Here is a 17,119-nt window from a genome sequence, read left to right as displayed (position 1 = left end):
AGCGGGTACGGACTGCGAGGTCGCCGCCTCGCGAAGGGTCTCGGGGGCCTATACGGCCGCGGTGATGGACGCCGACGCGGACGCCGAGCTCCCTTGGCTGGCCTCGGTGTTCGTGGCCGGCCCTTCACTGGGCGCGGCCGTGGAGGCCGCCGGGCCGCTGCCCGCGGAGACCGTCCACCGGCTGGCGGTCGGCCTGGTGACGGCGCTGGACGAGATCCACCGGGTGGGCCTCATCCACCGCGACCTCAAGCCGGAGAACGTCCTGCTCGCCGAGGACGGCGTCCGCGTGATCGACTTCGGCATCGCCCGGGCGGCGGAGGCTGTGGGGGCGACGGCGCTGACACAGACCGGGTGGGTGATCGGCTCACCCGCGTTCATGTCGCCCGAGCAGGCCGAGAGCAAGGAACTCACCCCGGCGAGCGATGTGTTCTCGCTCGGTTCGGTCCTCGCCCTCGCGGCGACCGGCCGCGCGCCGTTCGCCGCCGACTCGACGTTCATGACGCTCTACAACGTCGTCCACGCCAAGCCCGACCTCAGCGGTATGCCTAAGGACCTGCGCGGGATCGTCTCCCGCTGCCTCGCCAAGGACCCGGCGGCCCGCCCGGCCCCGGCCGAGCTCCTGGGCCTGCTGGACCCGGTCTCCCCGAAGACCCGGCCGTGGCCGCCCGCGGTCCACCGGCTGATCGCCGAGCAGAAGGACCGCCTGGAGGCACTGCTGGGCGGGGGTGACGACCAGGAGCGCACGCCCACCCCGTCACCGCCCGACCCCCGACCCGCCCCGGACGCCGAGACCGTCACGGCGGCGGCCCGGGTATCCGCACCGGCACCCGCCCGGCCGCCCCAGCGAAGGCGCGGCAGGCTCGTGGCCCTGGTCACCGCGGGCGCGCTCGCCCTGGCAGGCGGCGGAGTCGGTACGTATCTGCTGCTGCGAGAGGAGGGCGGTACGGGCGGCGGTACGGGCGGCGGTACGGGCACCGGTCAACCCGACAAGTACGCGAAGGCGCCGGTCTGCGCGGACGCGGCCCCGAAGCTTCCGCTGCCCGAGCGGCGGAAGAACGAGGACAGCAACTTCCGGAACGGCCCTCTCTCGGTGACCCGCTGCTCCTGGTACGACGAGGAGGACACGCCGGACTGGGCGAACTGGACGGAGAAACCGCACGCGGTCGTCCGGTGGACCCTGCGACGGACCGCCGGCGGGGACGGGAACGCGACGGAACGCCAGAACGAGGCCTTCGACAAGGAGGCGTACACACGCCAGGAGGTCGACTTCGGGGACGAGGCGTTCTGGGACTCGTTCCGCGAGGACTGGAAATGCTCCCTGAACGTCCGCGACGGCAACCTCGTCGTGTGGGTCATGCTGACCGGCGACCAGCACCCCTCCTGCGCCAAGGAGGCCATGACGATCGCCAAGGCGGCCGTGTCGGCGATGCCCAAGTGACCCCGAGCGTAACGTGGGCCACGCCACTGTGTGACCGGTACAACACACAGAGCGAAAGGGCTCGCACGCAATGGAAACCCCCCACGGTCCCGGCGCCTTCGTCGCCCACACCGGGACGGACGTCTACGGCCCCGGCAAGGTCATCGGCATGGACGGAGTCCACCGCCGCGTACGGTTCGTGCACTTCGTGGCCACGGTCCGCGCCGCCGACCTCCGGCCCGCCTCACCCCGCGAGAAGCGGGAGATCCAGGAGTGGCTGCGCTCGAAGCGGCAGCGGTACGGGGGCGAGTGGTGACCATGGCGCCCGTCCTGCCGGTCATGGCCGGCGGGACGGGCGCCGCGGTCGTCAGCCCTCGCCGTTGAGGTCGATCGCCTTCGTCCGCTCGGCCAGGGTCTTGCCCTTCAGCGCGTCGCGCAGGACGAACGCGACGTCGTCGGCGGAGACCTGGTGCTTCTTGCCGTCGGCCTTGGTGATCATGATGCCGTCGAAGACCCCGTCGAGGAGCCTGTCGATCGCCTTCTTGTCGTAGACCTCCACCAGGCGGCCGTTGACGGCCTTCATGGAGAGGATCTGCGGCAGCGACCGCGCCGGGCCGAACTTGATCTCCTTCGGGCCCGCCTTGATCACGACCACGCCGGACATCGCGGGCTGGGCGAACTCCTTCATCGCCCGGTCCAGCTCGGCCTTGGTGATCGTGGGCTCGCGGGTGACGACGGGCAGCTCGACGGCGTTCGACCGGCCCGTCTCGACCTGGGCGCGGAACGCGTCCTTGACGAAGATCATCGAACGGCCCACGTCCAGGCCCTTGCCCGGCTTGCCCTCCACGGCGGTGACCTTGCCCGGGGAGAACGTGATCGTGCCCTCGGTGGCCGAACCGGAGGTGCCGGCCACGTCCCGCAGGGCGACGGCCAACTTCTCCTCGTCGACCGGGAGCTTCGGCTCGGCGACGCGCTCGCCGCCGAAGAGCGAGCCGATCACCGAGACGGGGTTGTAGTCGCTGCCCGCGGCGGCGCGGACGGTCTCCTGGCTGTCCAGGGAGAGACCGGCCTTGTCCGGGGAGAGCTCGACCTTCTTCCCGCCGACGCTGAGCTGGAGCGGGGCGTGGGCGCGCTGCCCGAGGGCGGTCTCCAGCTTGTTGACCGCCTCCTCCTTCGTACCGCCGCCGATGTCGACGCCGAGGACGGTCGTGCCCTTGGGGACGTCGGAGTGGTTGAGGAGCAGCCCGGCGCCGTAGGCGACACCGGCCAGGCCGAACACGCCGACGCCGACGAGGACCAGCTTCGAGCGGCCCTTCTTCGCGGGCGCGGAGGACGAGGAGGAAGGAGCGGGCGCGGGGCGCGGGGCGACCGGAGCCGGGGTGCCGCCGACGAACTCCGGGGCAGAGAAGCCGAGGTCCGGGCCCGCGGGTACGACGGGGATGCCGCTGGTGAGCGTGTCGCCGGAGACATGGCCGACAGGGCCCGGGGGCGGGGCGGCCGGGCCGGGCTTCTGCGGGGTCAGGACGGCGGTGTCGTCGGACATCCGCGGCGCTCCCGCGCCTCCGAAGGGGTCACCGCCCATGCCGCCCAGCGGCGCTCCACCCATGGGGGCCCCGCCGAGCGGACCGCCGCCGCGCGGGGCTCCGCCCATGGGGCTGCTGCCCGTGACCGGGCCCGTGGTCGGACCGGTGGGCGGCTTCGGCGCACCCTGGGGGTACGGCGAGCCGCCGGGGCCGTACGCAGCCTCGTCCTGCGGCGGGGTGGTGAGGAACATCGGCGTACCGGACGCGGGGGTGGCCGAGATCGAGGCGCCGCCGACCCTCGGGATGCCGCCCGTCGCGGGACCGGCGAAACCGGCACCACGGGCCGGGCCGCCCGCCGCCGGGGGTCGTACACCCGCCGGAGGCGTCCGCCCGGGACCGGAAGCACCGGGACCGGAGGCACCGGGTCCGGGGGCACCGGGACCGGAGGCACGCGGACCGGCGGCACCGGGACCGGGCCCCTTCCCCGACAGCTCGGACAGCCCCGACGTCGCCGCCGGAGCCGCGGGCGCCGCGGGAGCGGCGGGAGCGGCGGGCGCTCCGGGCGCAGTCGGCGCGGCCGGCTTGCGCGGGGCGAACCAGTCACTCGCCGGCTTCTCCTCCGCCCGGGGCGGCTCGGCCTCGGCCGGAGCGGGCGCGGGAGCCGGGGCCTTCGGCGCGGGGGCCGGTGCCGCCTCGGCGGCCGGAGCGGCGGTGCCGGGCTCCGCGCCCGCGTCCCCGACCGGCTTGCGGACCACCACGGGCGGGATCGGCCGCGAACCCGGGATGTTGATCCGGATCCGGGTGGTCAGCGTGGTCTCGGTCTTCGGCTCTTCCGGCTGCGCAGGAGCGGGCGGTGCGGCAGCGGCACCGGCCCTCTCGTCGGACCCGTCCTGCGTGGGGTGGAGCGACGGATACTGGCGCGATCCGTACGGCGGCGTGCCCGAGGGGTACGCGGCTCCACCGCGCCCCTGGGCGCCGGAGGACGAACTGTCAGTCTCTCGACCAGTTTCACGACTCAAAGCAGGTTCTCCCGGTTGGCTCCACCGCCCGCTCTTGCTGGTGCACGTGTACCCGGGCGGCTCGGCGGCGCGCACCACCATACTGGCCGTCGCCGACACGCACCCGACGGCCGGGGATCGAGTAAGGGGCAATCCGGCCGAAGTGTGGGCACCCCTTCACCGAAGCTCCTCTCAAGTCGGCCTGTTCACGGGGCCGGTCGAGGAAGCCGCGACATCGTGGCACACATCACAGCGATCGCCATGCCCCCGAGAAGATAGATCATCTCCCCGACTCCGCCGCCGAAGACCCCGTCGCCTTCCGGGCGTCCGAAGCTGAGCAGCACGATGGCGACGAGCCAGCCCGCCCCCGCGGACGCGAGGCCGACCTGGGTGTCGGTGGCCCGCAGCCCGCCGTAGAAGACTCCGGCGGTGGCGAGCAGAGCGAGGATCAACCCGCCGGGGAACCAGGCGGGTTGGACGATCGAGCCGGCGGCCCCGACCAGCGCTCCGAGGACGAGGAACACGACGTACCAGACCATGCGGACGTTCATACGCGCACGCCCGCGAAGAGGTCGTGCTCGCGCACGCCCGCCGGTGCGCCGGGCGTACCCCTCACCAACTGGTAGTACTCCGTGGTGAGGATCGGCTGCCCGAGGTCGTTCGAGAGCGCGAAGAAGGCGCCGTCGACGGCGATTTGTGTGGCATGGGCCCGCATCGCGGCGGTCTTACGGGCCGCCCAGGCCGTGCCGCCGTCGATCTCGGCGGTGATCAGGGACTCCTCGACGACACCCGGTACGTCGTCGATGTCCGCGATGCCGGGGAAGGCGGCGCCCTCGGCGCGCAGCCGGGCGAAGCCGGCCTCGGCGACCGGGCGGGGGACGCGGTTCCAGTAGATCTTCGCGATCGCGTGCGCCGGGCCGAGGTCGGGCCGGTACGCGGCGTCGGCGGCCAGGTCGGCGGCGCGCATGGCGACGCGGTGGGCCTGGATGTGGTCGGGGTGGCCGTAGCCGCCGTCGGGGTCGTACGTGACCAGGACCTGCGGCCGGGTCTCGCGGATGATCTCGACGAGGTACGGGGCGGCGGTGTCGACGTCCGTGTTCCAGAAGGCGTTCGCGCGCCGGTTCTGCTCGACGCCCATCATTCCGGAGTCGCGGAACCGCCCCGGGCCGCCGAGGAAGCGGTGGTCGGTGACGCCCAGCTCCTTCATCGCGTCGGCGAGCTCGCCGACGCGATGGTCGCCGAGCCGGTCCTCCCGGTCGGGTGCGAGGTGGGCGAGCCCGGGCGGGATGACCTCGCCCTCCTCGCCGAGTGTGCAGGTCACGAGCGTGACCTGGGCACCCTCGGCCGCGTACCTGGCCATGGTGGCGCCGTTGTTGATCGACTCGTCGTCCGGGTGCGCGTGCACCAGGAGCAGACGACGGGCTGGGAGAACCGTCATGGCCCCACCCTACGAGGCGGGGCCGGGGACGAGCACGAGGCCGGGAGCACGAGGCTCAGAACTTGAGGCCGCCGATCATGCCCGCCACGTTGGTGGTGAGGGTGCTGATGGACGGGGCGATGGACGAGCTCGCCAGGTAGAACCCCAGGAGCGCGCAGACCGCCGCATGTCCAGCCTTCAGCCCGGATTTCCGGATCAGCAGGAAGACGACGATCGCCAGCAGCACCACCGCCGAAATCGAGAGTGCCACGGCGGTTCACCTCCACACTTCTTCGGTCGGATATTCGGACGGTCAGGTCGGCGAGCATGTGCCAGGTGTCCCCTACCCACCTAGCGCTACGGATCATAACTATGTGTGGCTCCGCATTGATGGTGTACGGGGGCACAAGGGGGCGCACGACGCTAGGTTCGGTCGCATGACCTCCACGCAACTGCCGTCGTTCCCGCTCTCGTTCCCTCGTCAGTACGCCCGCACCCAACGCTTCACCCTGGGCGTTCCACGCGCTTTCACGGTCTCTCCCGACGGTGAAAGAGTCGTGTTCGTTCGCTCGTCCTCCGGTACGGACCGCTCGCACGCGCTGTGGGTCCTCGACCTGGCCCGGGGCCAGGAGCCCCGGGAGCGGCTCGCGGCCGACCCGGAGACGCTGCTCGCGGGCGAGGCCGAGGAGTTGTCGGCGGAGGAGCGGGCGCGGCGCGAGCGGAGCCGTGAGGGTTCGGGCGGGATCGTGGCGTACGCGGTGGACACGGCCGTGGAGTTGGCGGCGTTCGCGCTCTCGGGGCGGCTGTTCGCGGCGGAGCTGCGAGCGGGGACGGCGCGGGAACTCCCGGTGCCGGGACCGGTGATCGACCCGCGGCCGTCGCCGGACGGGCGGCACATCGCCTATGTGGCGGGCGGCGCGCTGCGGGTGACGGGCGCGGACGGGGAGGCGGACGGGGAGGGCGACCGGGCGCTCGCGGAGCCCGAGGACGCCCATACGACGTACGGGCTCGCGGAGTTCATCGCCGCCGAGGAGATGGGCAGGCACCGGGGCTTCTGGTGGTCGCCGGAGTCGGACCGGCTGCTGGTGGCGCGGGCGCACGACCGGGCGGTCCGGCGGTGGTGGATCGCCGATCCGGCGCACCCGGACCGGGAGCCCCATGTGGTGCCGTATCCGGCGGCGGGGACGCCGAACGCGGAGGTGCGGCTGTACGTGGTGGATCTGGCCGGGGAGCGGACGGAGGTCGAGTGGGACCGGGAGCGGTATCCGTATCTGGCCCGGGTGCACTGGTCGGAGGGCGGGGCTCCGCTGATCCTCGTACAGGCTCGTGACCAGCGCACCCAGCTGCATCTGGCGGTGGACGCGGCGACCGGGGCCACGCGGACGGTGCATGTGGACGAGGACCCGGTGTGGCTGGAGCTGCTGCCGGGGGTGCCGGCGTGGGCGCCGGACGGGCGGCTCGTGCGGATCGCCGACGAGGGCGGGGCGCGGGTCCTGGCGGTCGCGGACCGGGCGCTGACGGGTGGGGCGCTGCAGCTGCGGTCCGTCCTCGACATCGGGGAGAACGACGTCCTGGTGTCGGCGTCGGCCGGTGAGGAGCGGGCGGAGCCGGAGACCGGGGAGATCCATGTGTACCGGGTCAACGAGCTGGGGGTGGAGCGGGTCTCGGAGGGCGTGGGCGTGCACTCGGCGGTGCGGGGCGGCGCGGTGACGGTGCTGGTCTCCGCGCGGCCGGACGCGCCGGGGAGTGTGGCGCGGGTACTGCGGGACGGCGTCCAGGTCGCGGTGATCGCCTCGCACGCGGAGACGCCGGTCCTGTCGGCGGGCGTGCGGCTCATGGAGGGGGGCGCACGGCGAATTCCGTGCGCCGTCCTGCTTCCGTCCGGATACGCGGAAGGGGACGGGCCGCTTCCCGTGCTGATGGATCCGTACGGCGGTCCGCACGGCCAGCGGGTGGTCGCCGCGCACAACCCGCATCTGACGTCGCAGTGGTTCGCCGACCAGGGTTTCGCCGTGATCGTGGCGGACGGGCGGGGTGCGCCGGGCCGGTCGCCCGGCTGGGAGAAGGCGATCAAGAACGATCTGACTCCGACCCTCGACGACCAGATCGAGGCCTTGCAGGCGCTGGCGAAGGACCTCCCGCTCGATCTGGGGCGGGTGGCGATCCGGGGCTGGTCGTACGGCGGTTATCTCGCCGCGCTCGCGGTGCTGCGGCGGCCCGACGTCTTCCACGCGGCGATCGCGGGGGCGCCGGTGACGGACTTCCGGCTGTACGACACCCACTACACCGAGCGGTATCTGGGGACGCCGCAGGAGAGCCCGGAGGTGTACGCGGCGAACTCCCTGGTCACGGACGACGGCCTGACGGCGCCGGGGGAGCCGGCGCGGCCGATGATGATCATCCATGGCCTGGCAGACGACAATGTGGTGATGGCCCATACGCTGCGGCTCTCCTCGGCCCTGCTGGCGGCCGGGCGACCCCATGAGGTGCTCCCGCTGTCGGGCGTGACCCATATGACGCCACAGGAGCAGGTGGCGGAGAACCTGCTGTTGCTTCAGGTGGACTTCCTGAAGCGCGCGCTCGGGCTCGACTAGGAGTTCACCAGCCGGGCGGGCGGGGGGACGGCGGGGCGGGCGGCAGCGCGGCCACTGGCTGACGGAGTACGGGACGGGGTGCGCCGCGCACGGAGAGCAGGACGAGCACGGCGGCTCCGGCAAGCAGCCCGTACGCGGAGGTGGCGAGGGCGAGCCGGCCGTCGTCGTCCAGTGCTGCGAGGTGCTCGGGCCGGCCGAACCGTAACGCGATGGCGGTCCCGGCCAGCCCCCAGCCCGCCATGAGCAGCCCGGCAAGGAGGCCGAGGGGGCGGGCGAGCGGGGCGCGGGCGAAGGCGGTGCCGGTGGCGGCGAGGAACAGGACGGCGACCATCACGTTCTGCCAGGCCGGGGGGACGGCGAGCGCGGGCAGGAGGAGCGAGCGGCCGCCGGTGAACCGGTCGACCGTCGCCTCGGCCGGGAGCACGGTCGCCCAGTACACCTCCCAGGCGACCCAGGCGAGCCCGGCCACGGCGCAGAGGACCCCGGCGGCGACGGCGGGACCCGTGCGGGGCGGGGCCGGTAACTCGTACCGGGACTCGGCGGGCTGGCGGCCGGCGGCCGCGGTGACGACGAGCCCGGCGGCGAGGGCGAGCGTGAGGAGGGTCGTGACGAGCGCGTCGACGCCGGTGGCCCACAGTCCGGGCAGCCGCAGCGCGAGCGTGACGGCGCCGGTGGCGGCGAGCGCGGGCGCGGCGAGGGAGGAGCGGCAGACGGCGACGGCGGTGGCGACGTACGCGACGAGCAGGAGGGGATCGACCAGCGAGGTGGCGGCCCTGCGGCGCAGCAGGAAGCTGCGCTCCCCGGCCCAGTACCAGCCAAGTCCGGCGGGCGAGCCGAAGGCCGCGAGGTCCCGCAGAAGCCAGCCGACGCTGACGAGCGCGAGCGCACCGCACAGCGCGGCGCCGGTGAGACGTGCCGGTCGTGTCACTGTCACGAAGCCGATACTCACCGCTACCACGCACCGAAACAAGCGGTTCCGCATATTCGAGCGGCAAGGACGCGGGAGTGTCGGCCGGCCGGGGCGACATGGCGCGTCCCGGCCGGCCTACGGCACCCGCACGGCCGTACGCTGTCGAGCATGACCCGTTCGTATATCGGATCCGGGTCGGCCGAGTTGCCTGCGGGTTAACGAATTTGACGGTGGTTCATACGGAAATGCCCTACCCCGGCTCCTCCTCCGCAGGAACCACCTGCTTCTCCTCCGCGAAGTGGCACGCCGAGTCGTGCTTCGCCGGCGTGTCCGTCAGCCGGAACTCCGCCGGGACCGCCAGCAACGGCACCTCCAGCGCGCAGCGCTCCTGCGCCTTCCAGCAGCGGGTGCGGAAGCGGCAGCCCGAGGGGATGTTGGCCGGGGAGGGCACGTCCCCGGCGAGGAGGATGCGCTCGCGGTGCTCCCGCGCGTCCGGGTCGGGTACCGGGACCGCGGAGAGCAGCGCCTGGGTGTACGGGTGCGTGGGGTGCTCGTAGATCTGGGCGTCCGTGCCGGTCTCCACGATCCGGCCGAGGTACATGACGCCGACCCGGTCGGAGATGTGCCGCACGATCGACAGGTCGTGGGCGATGAACACGTACGACAGCGAGAACTCGTTCTGAAGCTTCCCCATCAGGTTGATGACCTGGGCCTGGACGGACACGTCGAGCGCCGAGACCGGCTCGTCGGCGACGATGATCTCCGGCTGGAGTGCGAGGCCGCGGGCGATGCCGATGCGCTGCCGCTGGCCGCCGCTGAACTGGTGCGGATAGCGGTTGATGTACTCCGGGTTGAGCCCCACCACGTCCAGCAGGTCCTGGACCTTCCGCCGCCGGTCCCCCTTGGGGGCGACCTCGGGGTGGATCTCGTACGGCTCTCCGATGATGTCGCCGACCGTCATCCGCGGGTTGAGCGAGGTGTACGGGTCCTGGAAGACCATCTGGATGTTGCGGCGGACCGCGCGCAGCGCCCGCGGCGACAGCTTGGTGATGTCGTCGCCCTTGTAGCGGATCGACCCCGAGGTCGGGCGCTCCAGGTTGACCAGCATCTTCGCCACGGTCGACTTGCCGCAGCCGGACTCGCCGACGATGCCGAGGGTCTCCCCCGCCGCCAGGTCGAAGTCGACGCCGTCGACGGCCTTGACCGCGCCGACCTGCTTCTTGAAGAGGATGCCCTGGGTCAGCGGGTAGTGCTTGTACAGGTCCCGGACCTCGAGAATCGGCTCAGCCACGGATGGCCTCCTGCCAGTAGTGGCACGCGCTGCGGCGTTCCTCCGACACCTCGTACAGCGGCGGTTCCTCCACGCGGCACCGGTCCCGGGCCAGCGGGCAGCGCGGGTTGAAGGCGCAGCCGGGCGGGATGGCCAGCAGGTTCGGGGGCAGACCCTTGATCGCGTAGAGCTCCTGGCCCTTCTGGTCCAGGCGCGGGATCGAGTCGAGCAGGCCGCGGGTGTAGGGGTGAGCGGGTGACTTGTAGATGTCGTGGACGGGGGCGGTCTCGACGATCCGGCCCGCGTACATCACGGCGATCTTGTCGGCGACGTCCGCGACGACGCCGAGGTCGTGGGTGATGAGGATGAGGCCCATGTCGAGCTCGCGCTGGAGCTCGGCGAGGAGCTCCATGACCTGGGCCTGGACGGTGACGTCGAGCGCGGTCGTCGGCTCGTCCGCGATGATCAGCTCCGGTTCGAGGGAGAGCGCCATCGCGATCATGATGCGCTGGCGCATGCCGCCGGAGAACTGGTGCGGATACTGCCCCACCCGCTCCTTGGCCGCCGGGATGCGGACCCGGTCCATCAGCTCGATCGCCTTGGCCCGGGAGTCCTTGCGGGACAGCCCCTGGTGCACCTGGAACATCTCGCCGAGCTGGTCGCCGACGCTGATGACGGGGTTGAGGGAGGACAGCGCGTCCTGGAAGATCATCGCCATCTTCGCGCCCCGGACCTTGCGCCGGTCCTCCTCCTTGAGCTTCAGCAGGTCCTCGCCCTGGAAGCGGATCTCGCCGCCGGTGATCTTCCCCGGAGGGATGTCGAGGATGCCCATGACGGCCTGAGCGGTGACGGACTTCCCGGAGCCGGACTCGCCGAGCACGGCCAGCGTCTCGCCGGCGTCGACCGAGTAGCTGACCCCGTTGACCGCCTTGGCCACCCCGTCCCGGGTGTGGAACTCCACGTGCAGATCGCTCACTTCGAGCAGCATGGGCGCCTACCTCAGCTTCGGGTCGAGGGCGTCGCGCACCGCGTCGCCGAGCATGATGAACGCGAGCACGGTGATGGCGAGCGCACCCGCCGGCCAAAGCAGCATGTGCGGGGCGTTGCGGATGTACTGCGAGGCCGAGGAGATGTCGATGCCCCAGGAGACGGTCGGCGGCTTCAGCCCGACGCCGAGGTACGACAGGGTCGCTTCGAGCGAGATGTACGTCCCGAGGGCGATGGTCGCCACGACGATGACCGGGGCGACGGCGTTGGGGGCGATGTGCCGCAGCAGGATGCGGGAGCTGGGGGCGCCGAGGGCGCGGGCCGCCTGGACGTAGTCGTTCTGTTTGGCCGTGATGACCGAGCCGCGGGCGATGCGGGAGATCTGCGGCCAGCCGAGCAGCACCATGAAGCCGATGACGGGCCAGATGGTGCTGCTGGTGACGACCGACAGCAGGACGAGTCCGCCGAGGACGACCGGGATGGCGAAGAAGACGTCGGTGATCCGGGAGAGGACCCCGTCCCAGCCGCCGCCGAAGAAGCCGGCCAGTCCGCCGAGGGTGGAGCCGAGGATCGCGACGCCGAGGGTGGCGAGGACGCCGACGGCGACGGAGGTGCGGGCGCCGTAGACCGTACGTGTGTAGACGTCGCAGCCCTGGCCGTTGAAGCCGAAGGGGTGGCCGGGCTGGGAGCCTTCCTGGGCCCTGGCGAGATCGCACTGGAGGGGGTCTCCACTGGCGATCAGGGAGGGCCAGATGGAGATGATCACCAGGAAGACGATGATCAGGCCCGAGACGATGAAGACCGGGTTGCGGCGCAGGTCGCGCCAGGCGTCGGACCACAGGGAACGGGGCTTGCCCGCGGGGCCGGTGCCGAGGGGGCCGCCGGGGGTCTTCTCGAGGGTCTCGGCCTCTTCCATCGCGAGGTCGATCGGGCCTCCGGCGCCGGTGTGGTCGATCGCGCGGCCGTCGTCGAACGGCTGAGGCTGCTCAGGCATAGCGGATCCTCGGGTCAAGGACGGCGTACAGGAGGTCGACGAGGAGGTTGGCCAGCAGGAAGACGAGGACGAGGATCGTCACGAAGCCGACGACGGTCTGGGTGTTCTGGCGGACGATGCCCTGGTAGAGCTGGTAGCCGACGCCGTGGATGTTGAAGATCCGCTCGGTGACGATGGCGCCGCCCATCAGCGCGCCGATGTCGGCGCCGATGAAGGTGACCACCGGGATGAGCGAGTTGCGCAGCAGGTGGCGGGTGACGACCCGGCGGCGCGGCAGGCCCTTGGCGATGGCGGTGCGGACGTAGTCGGCGCGCTTGTTCTCGGCGATCGAGGTCCGGGTGAGCCGGGTGACGTACGCGAGGGACACCGAGGCGAGGACGAGGCCGGGGACGATCAGCTCGTCGAAGGTGGCTTCGGACGAGACGGCGGGCTTGATCCAGCCCCACTTCACGCCGAACAGCAGCTGGAGCAGCAGACCGGTGACGAACGTCGGGACCGAGATGACGACCAGCGTGAGGACCAGCACGGAGGTGTCGACGGGGCGGCCCCGCCGCAGGCCCGTCAGGACGCCGAGGCTGATGCCGATGACGATCTCGAAGAGGATCGCGACGATCGTGAGCCGGATGGTGACGGGGAAGGCGCTGGCCATCAGCTCGGTCACCGGCTGGCCGTTGAAGGCCGTCCCGAAGTCGCCGGTGAAGAGGTTGCCCATGTAGATCAGGTATTGCTGCCACACGGGCTTGTCGAGGCCGAACTCCTTCTCCAGCCGGGCGGCGGTGGCCGGATCACAGGCGCGGTCGCCGCAGAGGCCGGCGATGGGGTCGCCCATCACGTTCACCATCAGGAAGATCAGCAGGGTGGCGCCGATGAAGACCGGGATCATCTGCAGCAGACGCCGGATCACATAACGACCCATGAGGGGCTCCGGGGGTGTGGGGTAGGCGTACGGCCCGGCGCGCGGGAGAACGCCGGGCCGGGCCGTACGCCGACGCGCTGCGTCAGCCGACCTTGATCTGGTCGTAGACCGGGACGCTGAAGGGGTTCAGCACCACGTTGGAGACGTTCGGGGAGTATCCGGCGCTGCCGTTCTGGTACCAGAGCGGGATCGCGCCCATGTCGTCGCGGAGGATTTCCTCGGCCTTCTGGAAGGTCTCGACGGCCTTCGCGGTGTCGGACTCGGCGTTGGCCTGGTCGACGAGCTTGTCGAACTCGGGGTCGGTGTACTTGCCGTCGTTCGAGGAGGCGTTGGTGTAGTACAGCGGCTGGAGGAAGTTCTGGATGAGCGGGTAGTCCATCTGCCAGCCGGCCCGGAACGGGCCCGTCAGCTTCTGCGTGGAGACCTGGCTGCGGTAGTCGGCGAAGGTGCCGATCGGGTTGCCGACGCAGGCCCTGTTGTTGCCGAGCGCGTTGTTGATGGAGTTGCAGACGGCGTCCACCCACTCCTTGTGGGAGCCGGTGTCGGCGTTGTACGAGATCTCCATCGTGCCGCCCGGGATGCCGCCGCCCTCGGCGACCAGCTTCTTCGCCTCTTCGGCGTCGAACTTGCAGAAGTCGCCGCAGATGTTCTTGAAGCCGCCCTCCTCGCCGAGGACCGGGGAGGTCCAGTCGACGGCGGGGGTCCGGGTCTTCTGGAAGATCGTGTCGGTGATCTGCTGACGGTTGATGGCCCGGGAGATGCCCTGCCGGAGCTTCTCCTGACCCGGCTTGTTCCACGCGGGGTCGTAGAACGGGAACCCGAGGGTCTGGATGATGCCGGCCGGGACGTTGATGTACCGGTCGCCGAGGTCCGCCTGGACGTTCTTGAGCTGGGAGGCGGGCACGTCGTCGACGAGGTCGAGGTTGCCGGCCGTCAGGTCGGTGTAGGCGGTGTTGTTGTCGGTGTAGACCCTGAGGGTCACGCCGCCGTTCTGCGCCTTGTCCTCGCCGGGGTAGCCGTCCCAGCGCTTCAGCTCCATCTGCGAGCCCTTGGTGTACGAGTCGACGGTGTACGGGCCGTTGCCGACGGGCTGGTTCAGCCAGGCGGCGTGGTCGTCGAAGAAGGCCTGGGGCAGCGGGGCGAAGGCGTTGTAGCCGAGGGTCTCGGGCCAGGTCGAGAACTTCTGGGTGAGCTTGACCGTGAAGGTCTTGTCGTCGACGACCTTGAGGCCGGACATCGTCTCGGCGGTCGGCTCGCCGCTCTTGGGGTGGACCTGGTCGTAGCCCTGGATCTGGCCGAAGAAGGGGGCGTTCTTCTGGTTGTTCTTCAGATGGGCGCCGTAGTTCCAGGCGTCCACGAAGGACTTCGCGGTGACCGCCTGGCCGTTGGAGAAGGTCCAGCCGTCCTTGAGGGTGATGGTGAAGTTGGTCGAGTCGGTCGTCTCGATGTTCTCGGCGACCATGTTCTTGGCCTCGCCGGTCTTCGGGTCGTACTGCTTGAGACCCCGGAAGATCATGGAGAGGACCTTGCCGCCCTGGACCTCGTTGGTGTTCGCCGGTTCGAGCGGGTTCTGCGGATCGCCCCACGAGGAGGTCACGATGCCGTCGGCGCCACCACCACCACCGCCGCCGTCTCCGCCCCCGCAGGCCGTGGCCGCGAGGACGACGGCTGCGGCGAGTGCGGCCCACTTGACGTGTGTGGCTCCGCGCATGAGGTGCCTCCTGGGGTCCTGATGGTGACGTAGGCCCCAATATCACCCGACTGCATACCCTATGCACCTTTACGACACCCGTACGGAAGCGACCCCGCAGGGAAAAGCACCGAGGGCGCCCCGGCCGTCATGGCCCGGGGCGCCCTCGGTGTACAGCAGAGAGAACTACGACGCGTGGACGACGTCCTTCTCCTCGGCGAAGTGGCACGCCGACTCGTGCGCGGCCGGGGTGTCCTGGCCCTGGAAGCGCTCGGGGATCGCCAGGAGCGGGACCTCCGTGGAGCACTTCTCCTGCGCCTTCCAGCACCGGGTGCGGAAGCGGCAGCCCGACGGCGGGTTGGCCGGCGAGGGGACGTCACCGGTGAGGATGATCCGCTCGCGGCCCTCACGGGCCTCCGGGTCCGGAACCGGGACCGCCGACAGCAGCGCCTGGGTGTAGGGGTGCGTCGGGTGGTCGTAGATCTGCGTGTCCGTACCGATCTCGGCCATCTTGCCGAGGTACATCACGCCGACCCGGTCGGAGATGTGCCGGACGATCGACAGGTCGTGCGCGATGAAGACGTAGGAGAGGTTGAACTCGTCCTGCAGCTGCTCCATCAGGTTGATGACCTGCGCCTGGACGGAGACGTCCAGGGCCGAGACCGGCTCGTCGCAGATGATGATCTCCGGGTTGAGCGCGAGGCCCCGGGCGATGCCGATGCGCTGGCGCTGACCGCCGGAGAACTGGTGCGGGTACCGGTTGATGTACTCGGGGTTCAGACCGACCACATCGAGCAGCTCCTGCACCTTGCGGCGCCGGTCGCCCTTCGGGGCCACCTCGGGGTGGATGTCGAAGGGCTCGCCGATGATGTCGCCGACCGTCATGCGCGGGTTCAGCGAGGTGTACGGGTCCTGGAACACCATCTGGATGTTCCGGCGGACGGCCTTCAGCGCGCGGCCGGACAGCTTGGTGATGTCCTGGCCCTTGTAGAAGACCTCGCCCGCGGTCGCCTGCTCCAGGTTCATCAGGAGCTTGGCGACCGTGGACTTGCCACAGCCGGACTCGCCGACGATGCCGAGGGTCTCGCCCTGGTAGAGGTCGAAGGAGATCCCGTCCACGGCCTTGACCGCGCCGACCTGACGCTTGAACAGGATGCCCTGGGTCAGCGGGAAGTGCTTGACCAGGTTGCGCACCTGCAGGATCGGCTCACCGCGCTCGACCGGGGCGTCGAGGGCGGCTACGGCCTCCGCCTCGCTGACGGCCTCGACCTCGTGCACCTCGGTCACGTTCGGAGTCGCGTCCGCGGCGTCGTCCTTCTTGCTGAGCTCAGCCATGGATCGTCTCCTTCCAGAAGTGGCAGGCGCTGCCGCGGCCCGGCAGCTCCGTGCCGTCCTGCTCGGTGACCGGCACGAGCGCCGGGATCTCCGTGCGGCAGATGTCGTCGGCCTTGGGGCAGCGCGGGTTGAAGGCGCACCCGGACGGGATCTTCAGCAGGTTGGGCGGCAGGCCCTTGATCGCGTAGAGCTCCTGGCCCTTCTGGTCCAGGCGCGGGATCGAGTCGAGCAGGCCCTTGGTGTAGGGGTGGGCCGGGCGCGCGTAGATCTCGTGCACCGGCGACTGCTCGACGATCCGGCCCGCGTACATGACCGCGATCTTGTCCGCGACGTCGGCGACGACGCCGAGGTCGTGGGTGATCAGGATCAGGCCCATGTTGTACTCGCGCTGGAGCTCCGCGAGGAGGTCCATGACCTGGGCCTGGACGGTCACGTCGAGCGCCGTGGTGGGCTCGTCCGCGATGATCAGGTCCGGCTCCAGGGCGAGCGCCATGGCGATCATGATGCGCTGGCGCATACCGCCGGAGAACTGGTGCGGGTAGTCGTTGACCCGAGCGACGGCGGCCGGGATCTTCACCCGGTCCATCAGCTCGATGGCCTTGGCCTTGGCCTCCTTCTTGGAGAGGCCCTGGTGCACCCGGAACATCTCGCCGAGCTGGTAGCCGACGCTGAGCACGGGGTTGAGGGAGGACAGGGCGTCCTGGAAGATCATCGCGACCTTGCTGCCGCGGAGCTTCCGGTGCTCGTCCTCGGACATCTTGAGCATGTCCTGGCCACGGAAGAGGATCTCTCCCTTGGTCACGAACCCGGGCGGGGTGTCGAGGATGCCCATGATGGCCTGCGCGGTCACGGACTTGCCGGAACCGGACTCGCCGAGGACGGCGAGGGTCTCGCCGGCGTTCACGGAGTACGAGACGCCGTTCACGGCCTTTGCGACACCTTCACGGGTGCGGAACTCCACGTGGAGGTCGCGCACGTCGAGGAGTGGACCGTCAAAGGTCTCGCCGTCGCGCGGCGCGGGGACGGTCGCTGTCTTGTCGATGGTGGTCACTGCGTTCGTCCTTACTC

The 17,119-nt window shown here is 70.8% G+C and carries 15 protein-coding genes; 3 read left to right on the top strand and 12 right to left on the bottom strand.

Going from position 1 to position 17,119, the window contains the following annotated elements; genetic code table 11:
• Window positions 1-64: 64 nt before the first annotated feature.
• Together ACZ4VI_RS08510 and ACZ4VI_RS08505 are read left to right on the top strand one after the other, a co-directional pair.
• Window positions 65-1,438, top strand: coding sequence for a protein kinase domain-containing protein (locus tag ACZ4VI_RS08510; RefSeq protein ID WP_467997854.1), 1,374 nt, complete (start codon window positions 65-67; stop codon window positions 1,436-1,438).
• 70 nt (window positions 1,439-1,508) lie between these two features.
• Window positions 1,509-1,733 (top strand): hypothetical protein, encoded by a 225-nt coding sequence (locus ACZ4VI_RS08505; protein ID WP_467997852.1) that lies wholly within the window; start codon window positions 1,509-1,511, stop codon window positions 1,731-1,733.
• 51 nt (window positions 1,734-1,784) lie between these two features.
• Here ACZ4VI_RS08505 and ACZ4VI_RS08500 read toward each other — a convergent pair whose 3' ends face one another.
• The 4 genes from ACZ4VI_RS08500 to ACZ4VI_RS08485 form a co-directional block, all read right to left on the bottom strand.
• Window positions 1,785-3,959 carry a peptidoglycan binding domain-containing protein gene (locus tag ACZ4VI_RS08500; protein WP_467997850.1) on the bottom strand — a complete coding sequence of 725 codons (2,175 nt, stop codon included), beginning with the start codon at window positions 3,957-3,959 and terminating at the stop codon, window positions 1,785-1,787.
• Between the two features lie 185 nt (window positions 3,960-4,144).
• A complete protein-coding gene (locus tag ACZ4VI_RS08495) occupies window positions 4,145-4,477 on the bottom strand; it encodes a DUF6113 family protein (RefSeq protein WP_467997849.1) in 333 nt (110 codons plus the stop codon).
• An 8-nt stretch (window positions 4,478-4,485) separates the two neighbouring features.
• Window positions 4,486-5,376 (bottom strand): N-acetyl-1-D-myo-inositol-2-amino-2-deoxy-alpha-D-glucopyranoside deacetylase, encoded by an 891-nt coding sequence (gene mshB, locus ACZ4VI_RS08490; protein ID WP_467997847.1) that lies wholly within the window; start codon window positions 5,374-5,376, stop codon window positions 4,486-4,488.
• Window positions 5,377-5,431: 55 nt separating this feature from the next.
• Complete coding sequence (locus ACZ4VI_RS08485) at window positions 5,432-5,626, bottom strand: hypothetical protein (protein WP_137993529.1); 195 nt, start codon at window positions 5,624-5,626, stop codon at window positions 5,432-5,434.
• A 166-nt stretch (window positions 5,627-5,792) separates the two neighbouring features.
• Here ACZ4VI_RS08485 and ACZ4VI_RS08480 point away from each other — a divergent pair, with 166 nt between their 5' ends.
• A complete protein-coding gene (locus tag ACZ4VI_RS08480; protein WP_467997845.1) occupies window positions 5,793-7,949 on the top strand; it encodes a S9 family peptidase in 2,157 nt (718 codons plus the stop codon).
• Window positions 7,950-7,953: 4 nt separating this feature from the next.
• Here ACZ4VI_RS08480 and ACZ4VI_RS08475 read toward each other — a convergent pair whose 3' ends face one another.
• The 8 genes from ACZ4VI_RS08475 to ACZ4VI_RS08440 all read right to left on the bottom strand — a co-directional run bounded on the left by ACZ4VI_RS08475 (window position 7,954) and on the right by ACZ4VI_RS08440 (window position 17,102).
• Window positions 7,954-8,883: a hypothetical protein gene (locus tag ACZ4VI_RS08475; protein WP_467997843.1), complete on the bottom strand. Its 930-nt coding sequence runs from the start codon at window positions 8,881-8,883 to the stop codon at window positions 7,954-7,956.
• A gap of 226 nt (window positions 8,884-9,109) precedes the next feature.
• Entirely contained in the window at window positions 9,110-10,150 is a 1,041-nt protein-coding gene (locus ACZ4VI_RS08470) for an ABC transporter ATP-binding protein (RefSeq protein WP_467997841.1), read from the bottom strand.
• Complete coding sequence (locus ACZ4VI_RS08465) at window positions 10,143-11,117, bottom strand: ABC transporter ATP-binding protein (protein ID WP_467997840.1); 975 nt, start codon at window positions 11,115-11,117, stop codon at window positions 10,143-10,145. Before ACZ4VI_RS08465 ends, ACZ4VI_RS08470 begins: the two co-directional genes overlap by 8 nt.
• 6 nt (window positions 11,118-11,123) lie before the next feature.
• Window positions 11,124-12,110: an ABC transporter permease gene (locus tag ACZ4VI_RS08460; RefSeq protein WP_467997838.1), complete on the bottom strand. Its 987-nt coding sequence runs from the start codon at window positions 12,108-12,110 to the stop codon at window positions 11,124-11,126.
• Window positions 12,103-13,026 carry an ABC transporter permease gene (locus tag ACZ4VI_RS08455; RefSeq protein WP_467997836.1) on the bottom strand — a complete coding sequence of 308 codons (924 nt, stop codon included), beginning with the start codon at window positions 13,024-13,026 and terminating at the stop codon, window positions 12,103-12,105. Before ACZ4VI_RS08455 ends, ACZ4VI_RS08460 begins: the two co-directional genes overlap by 8 nt.
• Window positions 13,027-13,108: 82 nt before the next feature.
• Window positions 13,109-14,737 carry a peptide ABC transporter substrate-binding protein gene (locus tag ACZ4VI_RS08450; RefSeq protein ID WP_467997835.1) on the bottom strand — a complete coding sequence of 543 codons (1,629 nt, stop codon included), beginning with the start codon at window positions 14,735-14,737 and terminating at the stop codon, window positions 13,109-13,111.
• Between the two features lie 165 nt (window positions 14,738-14,902).
• Entirely contained in the window at window positions 14,903-16,051 is a 1,149-nt protein-coding gene (locus ACZ4VI_RS08445; protein WP_467997833.1) for an ABC transporter ATP-binding protein, read from the bottom strand.
• Entirely contained in the window at window positions 16,044-17,102 is a 1,059-nt protein-coding gene (locus ACZ4VI_RS08440; RefSeq protein ID WP_467997831.1) for an ABC transporter ATP-binding protein, read from the bottom strand. The genes ACZ4VI_RS08445 and ACZ4VI_RS08440 overlap by 8 nt, the downstream gene beginning before the upstream one ends.
• Window positions 17,103-17,119 lie beyond the last annotated feature (17 nt).

This window comes from Streptomyces sp. NPDC029169, from assembly GCF_055563935.1.
This window is presented reverse-complemented; position numbering and strand designations above follow the sequence as displayed.

Bases quoted from the DNA above. Each gene is read 5' to 3' on its own strand.
- ACZ4VI_RS08510 (WP_467997854.1), top strand. From the start codon at position 65: ATGGACGCCGACGCGGACGCCGAGCTCCCTTGGCTGGCCTCGGTGTTC.
- ACZ4VI_RS08505 (WP_467997852.1), top strand. From the start codon at position 1,509: ATGGAAACCCCCCACGGTCCCGGCGCCTTCGTCGCCCACACCGGGACG.
- ACZ4VI_RS08495 (WP_467997849.1), bottom strand. From the start codon at position 4,477: ATGGTCTGGTACGTCGTGTTCCTCGTCCTCGGAGCGCTGGTCGGGGCC.
- mshB (WP_467997847.1), bottom strand. From the start codon at position 5,376: ATGACGGTTCTCCCAGCCCGTCGTCTGCTCCTGGTGCACGCGCACCCG.
- ACZ4VI_RS08480 (WP_467997845.1), top strand. From the start codon at position 5,793: ATGACCTCCACGCAACTGCCGTCGTTCCCGCTCTCGTTCCCTCGTCAG.
- ACZ4VI_RS08465 (WP_467997840.1), bottom strand. From the start codon at position 11,117: ATGCTGCTCGAAGTGAGCGATCTGCACGTGGAGTTCCACACCCGGGAC.
- ACZ4VI_RS08460 (WP_467997838.1), bottom strand. From the start codon at position 12,110: ATGCCTGAGCAGCCTCAGCCGTTCGACGACGGCCGCGCGATCGACCAC.
- ACZ4VI_RS08455 (WP_467997836.1), bottom strand. From the start codon at position 13,026: ATGGGTCGTTATGTGATCCGGCGTCTGCTGCAGATGATCCCGGTCTTC.
- ACZ4VI_RS08450 (WP_467997835.1), bottom strand. From the start codon at position 14,737: ATGCGCGGAGCCACACACGTCAAGTGGGCCGCACTCGCCGCAGCCGTC.
- ACZ4VI_RS08445 (WP_467997833.1), bottom strand. From the start codon at position 16,051: ATGGCTGAGCTCAGCAAGAAGGACGACGCCGCGGACGCGACTCCGAAC.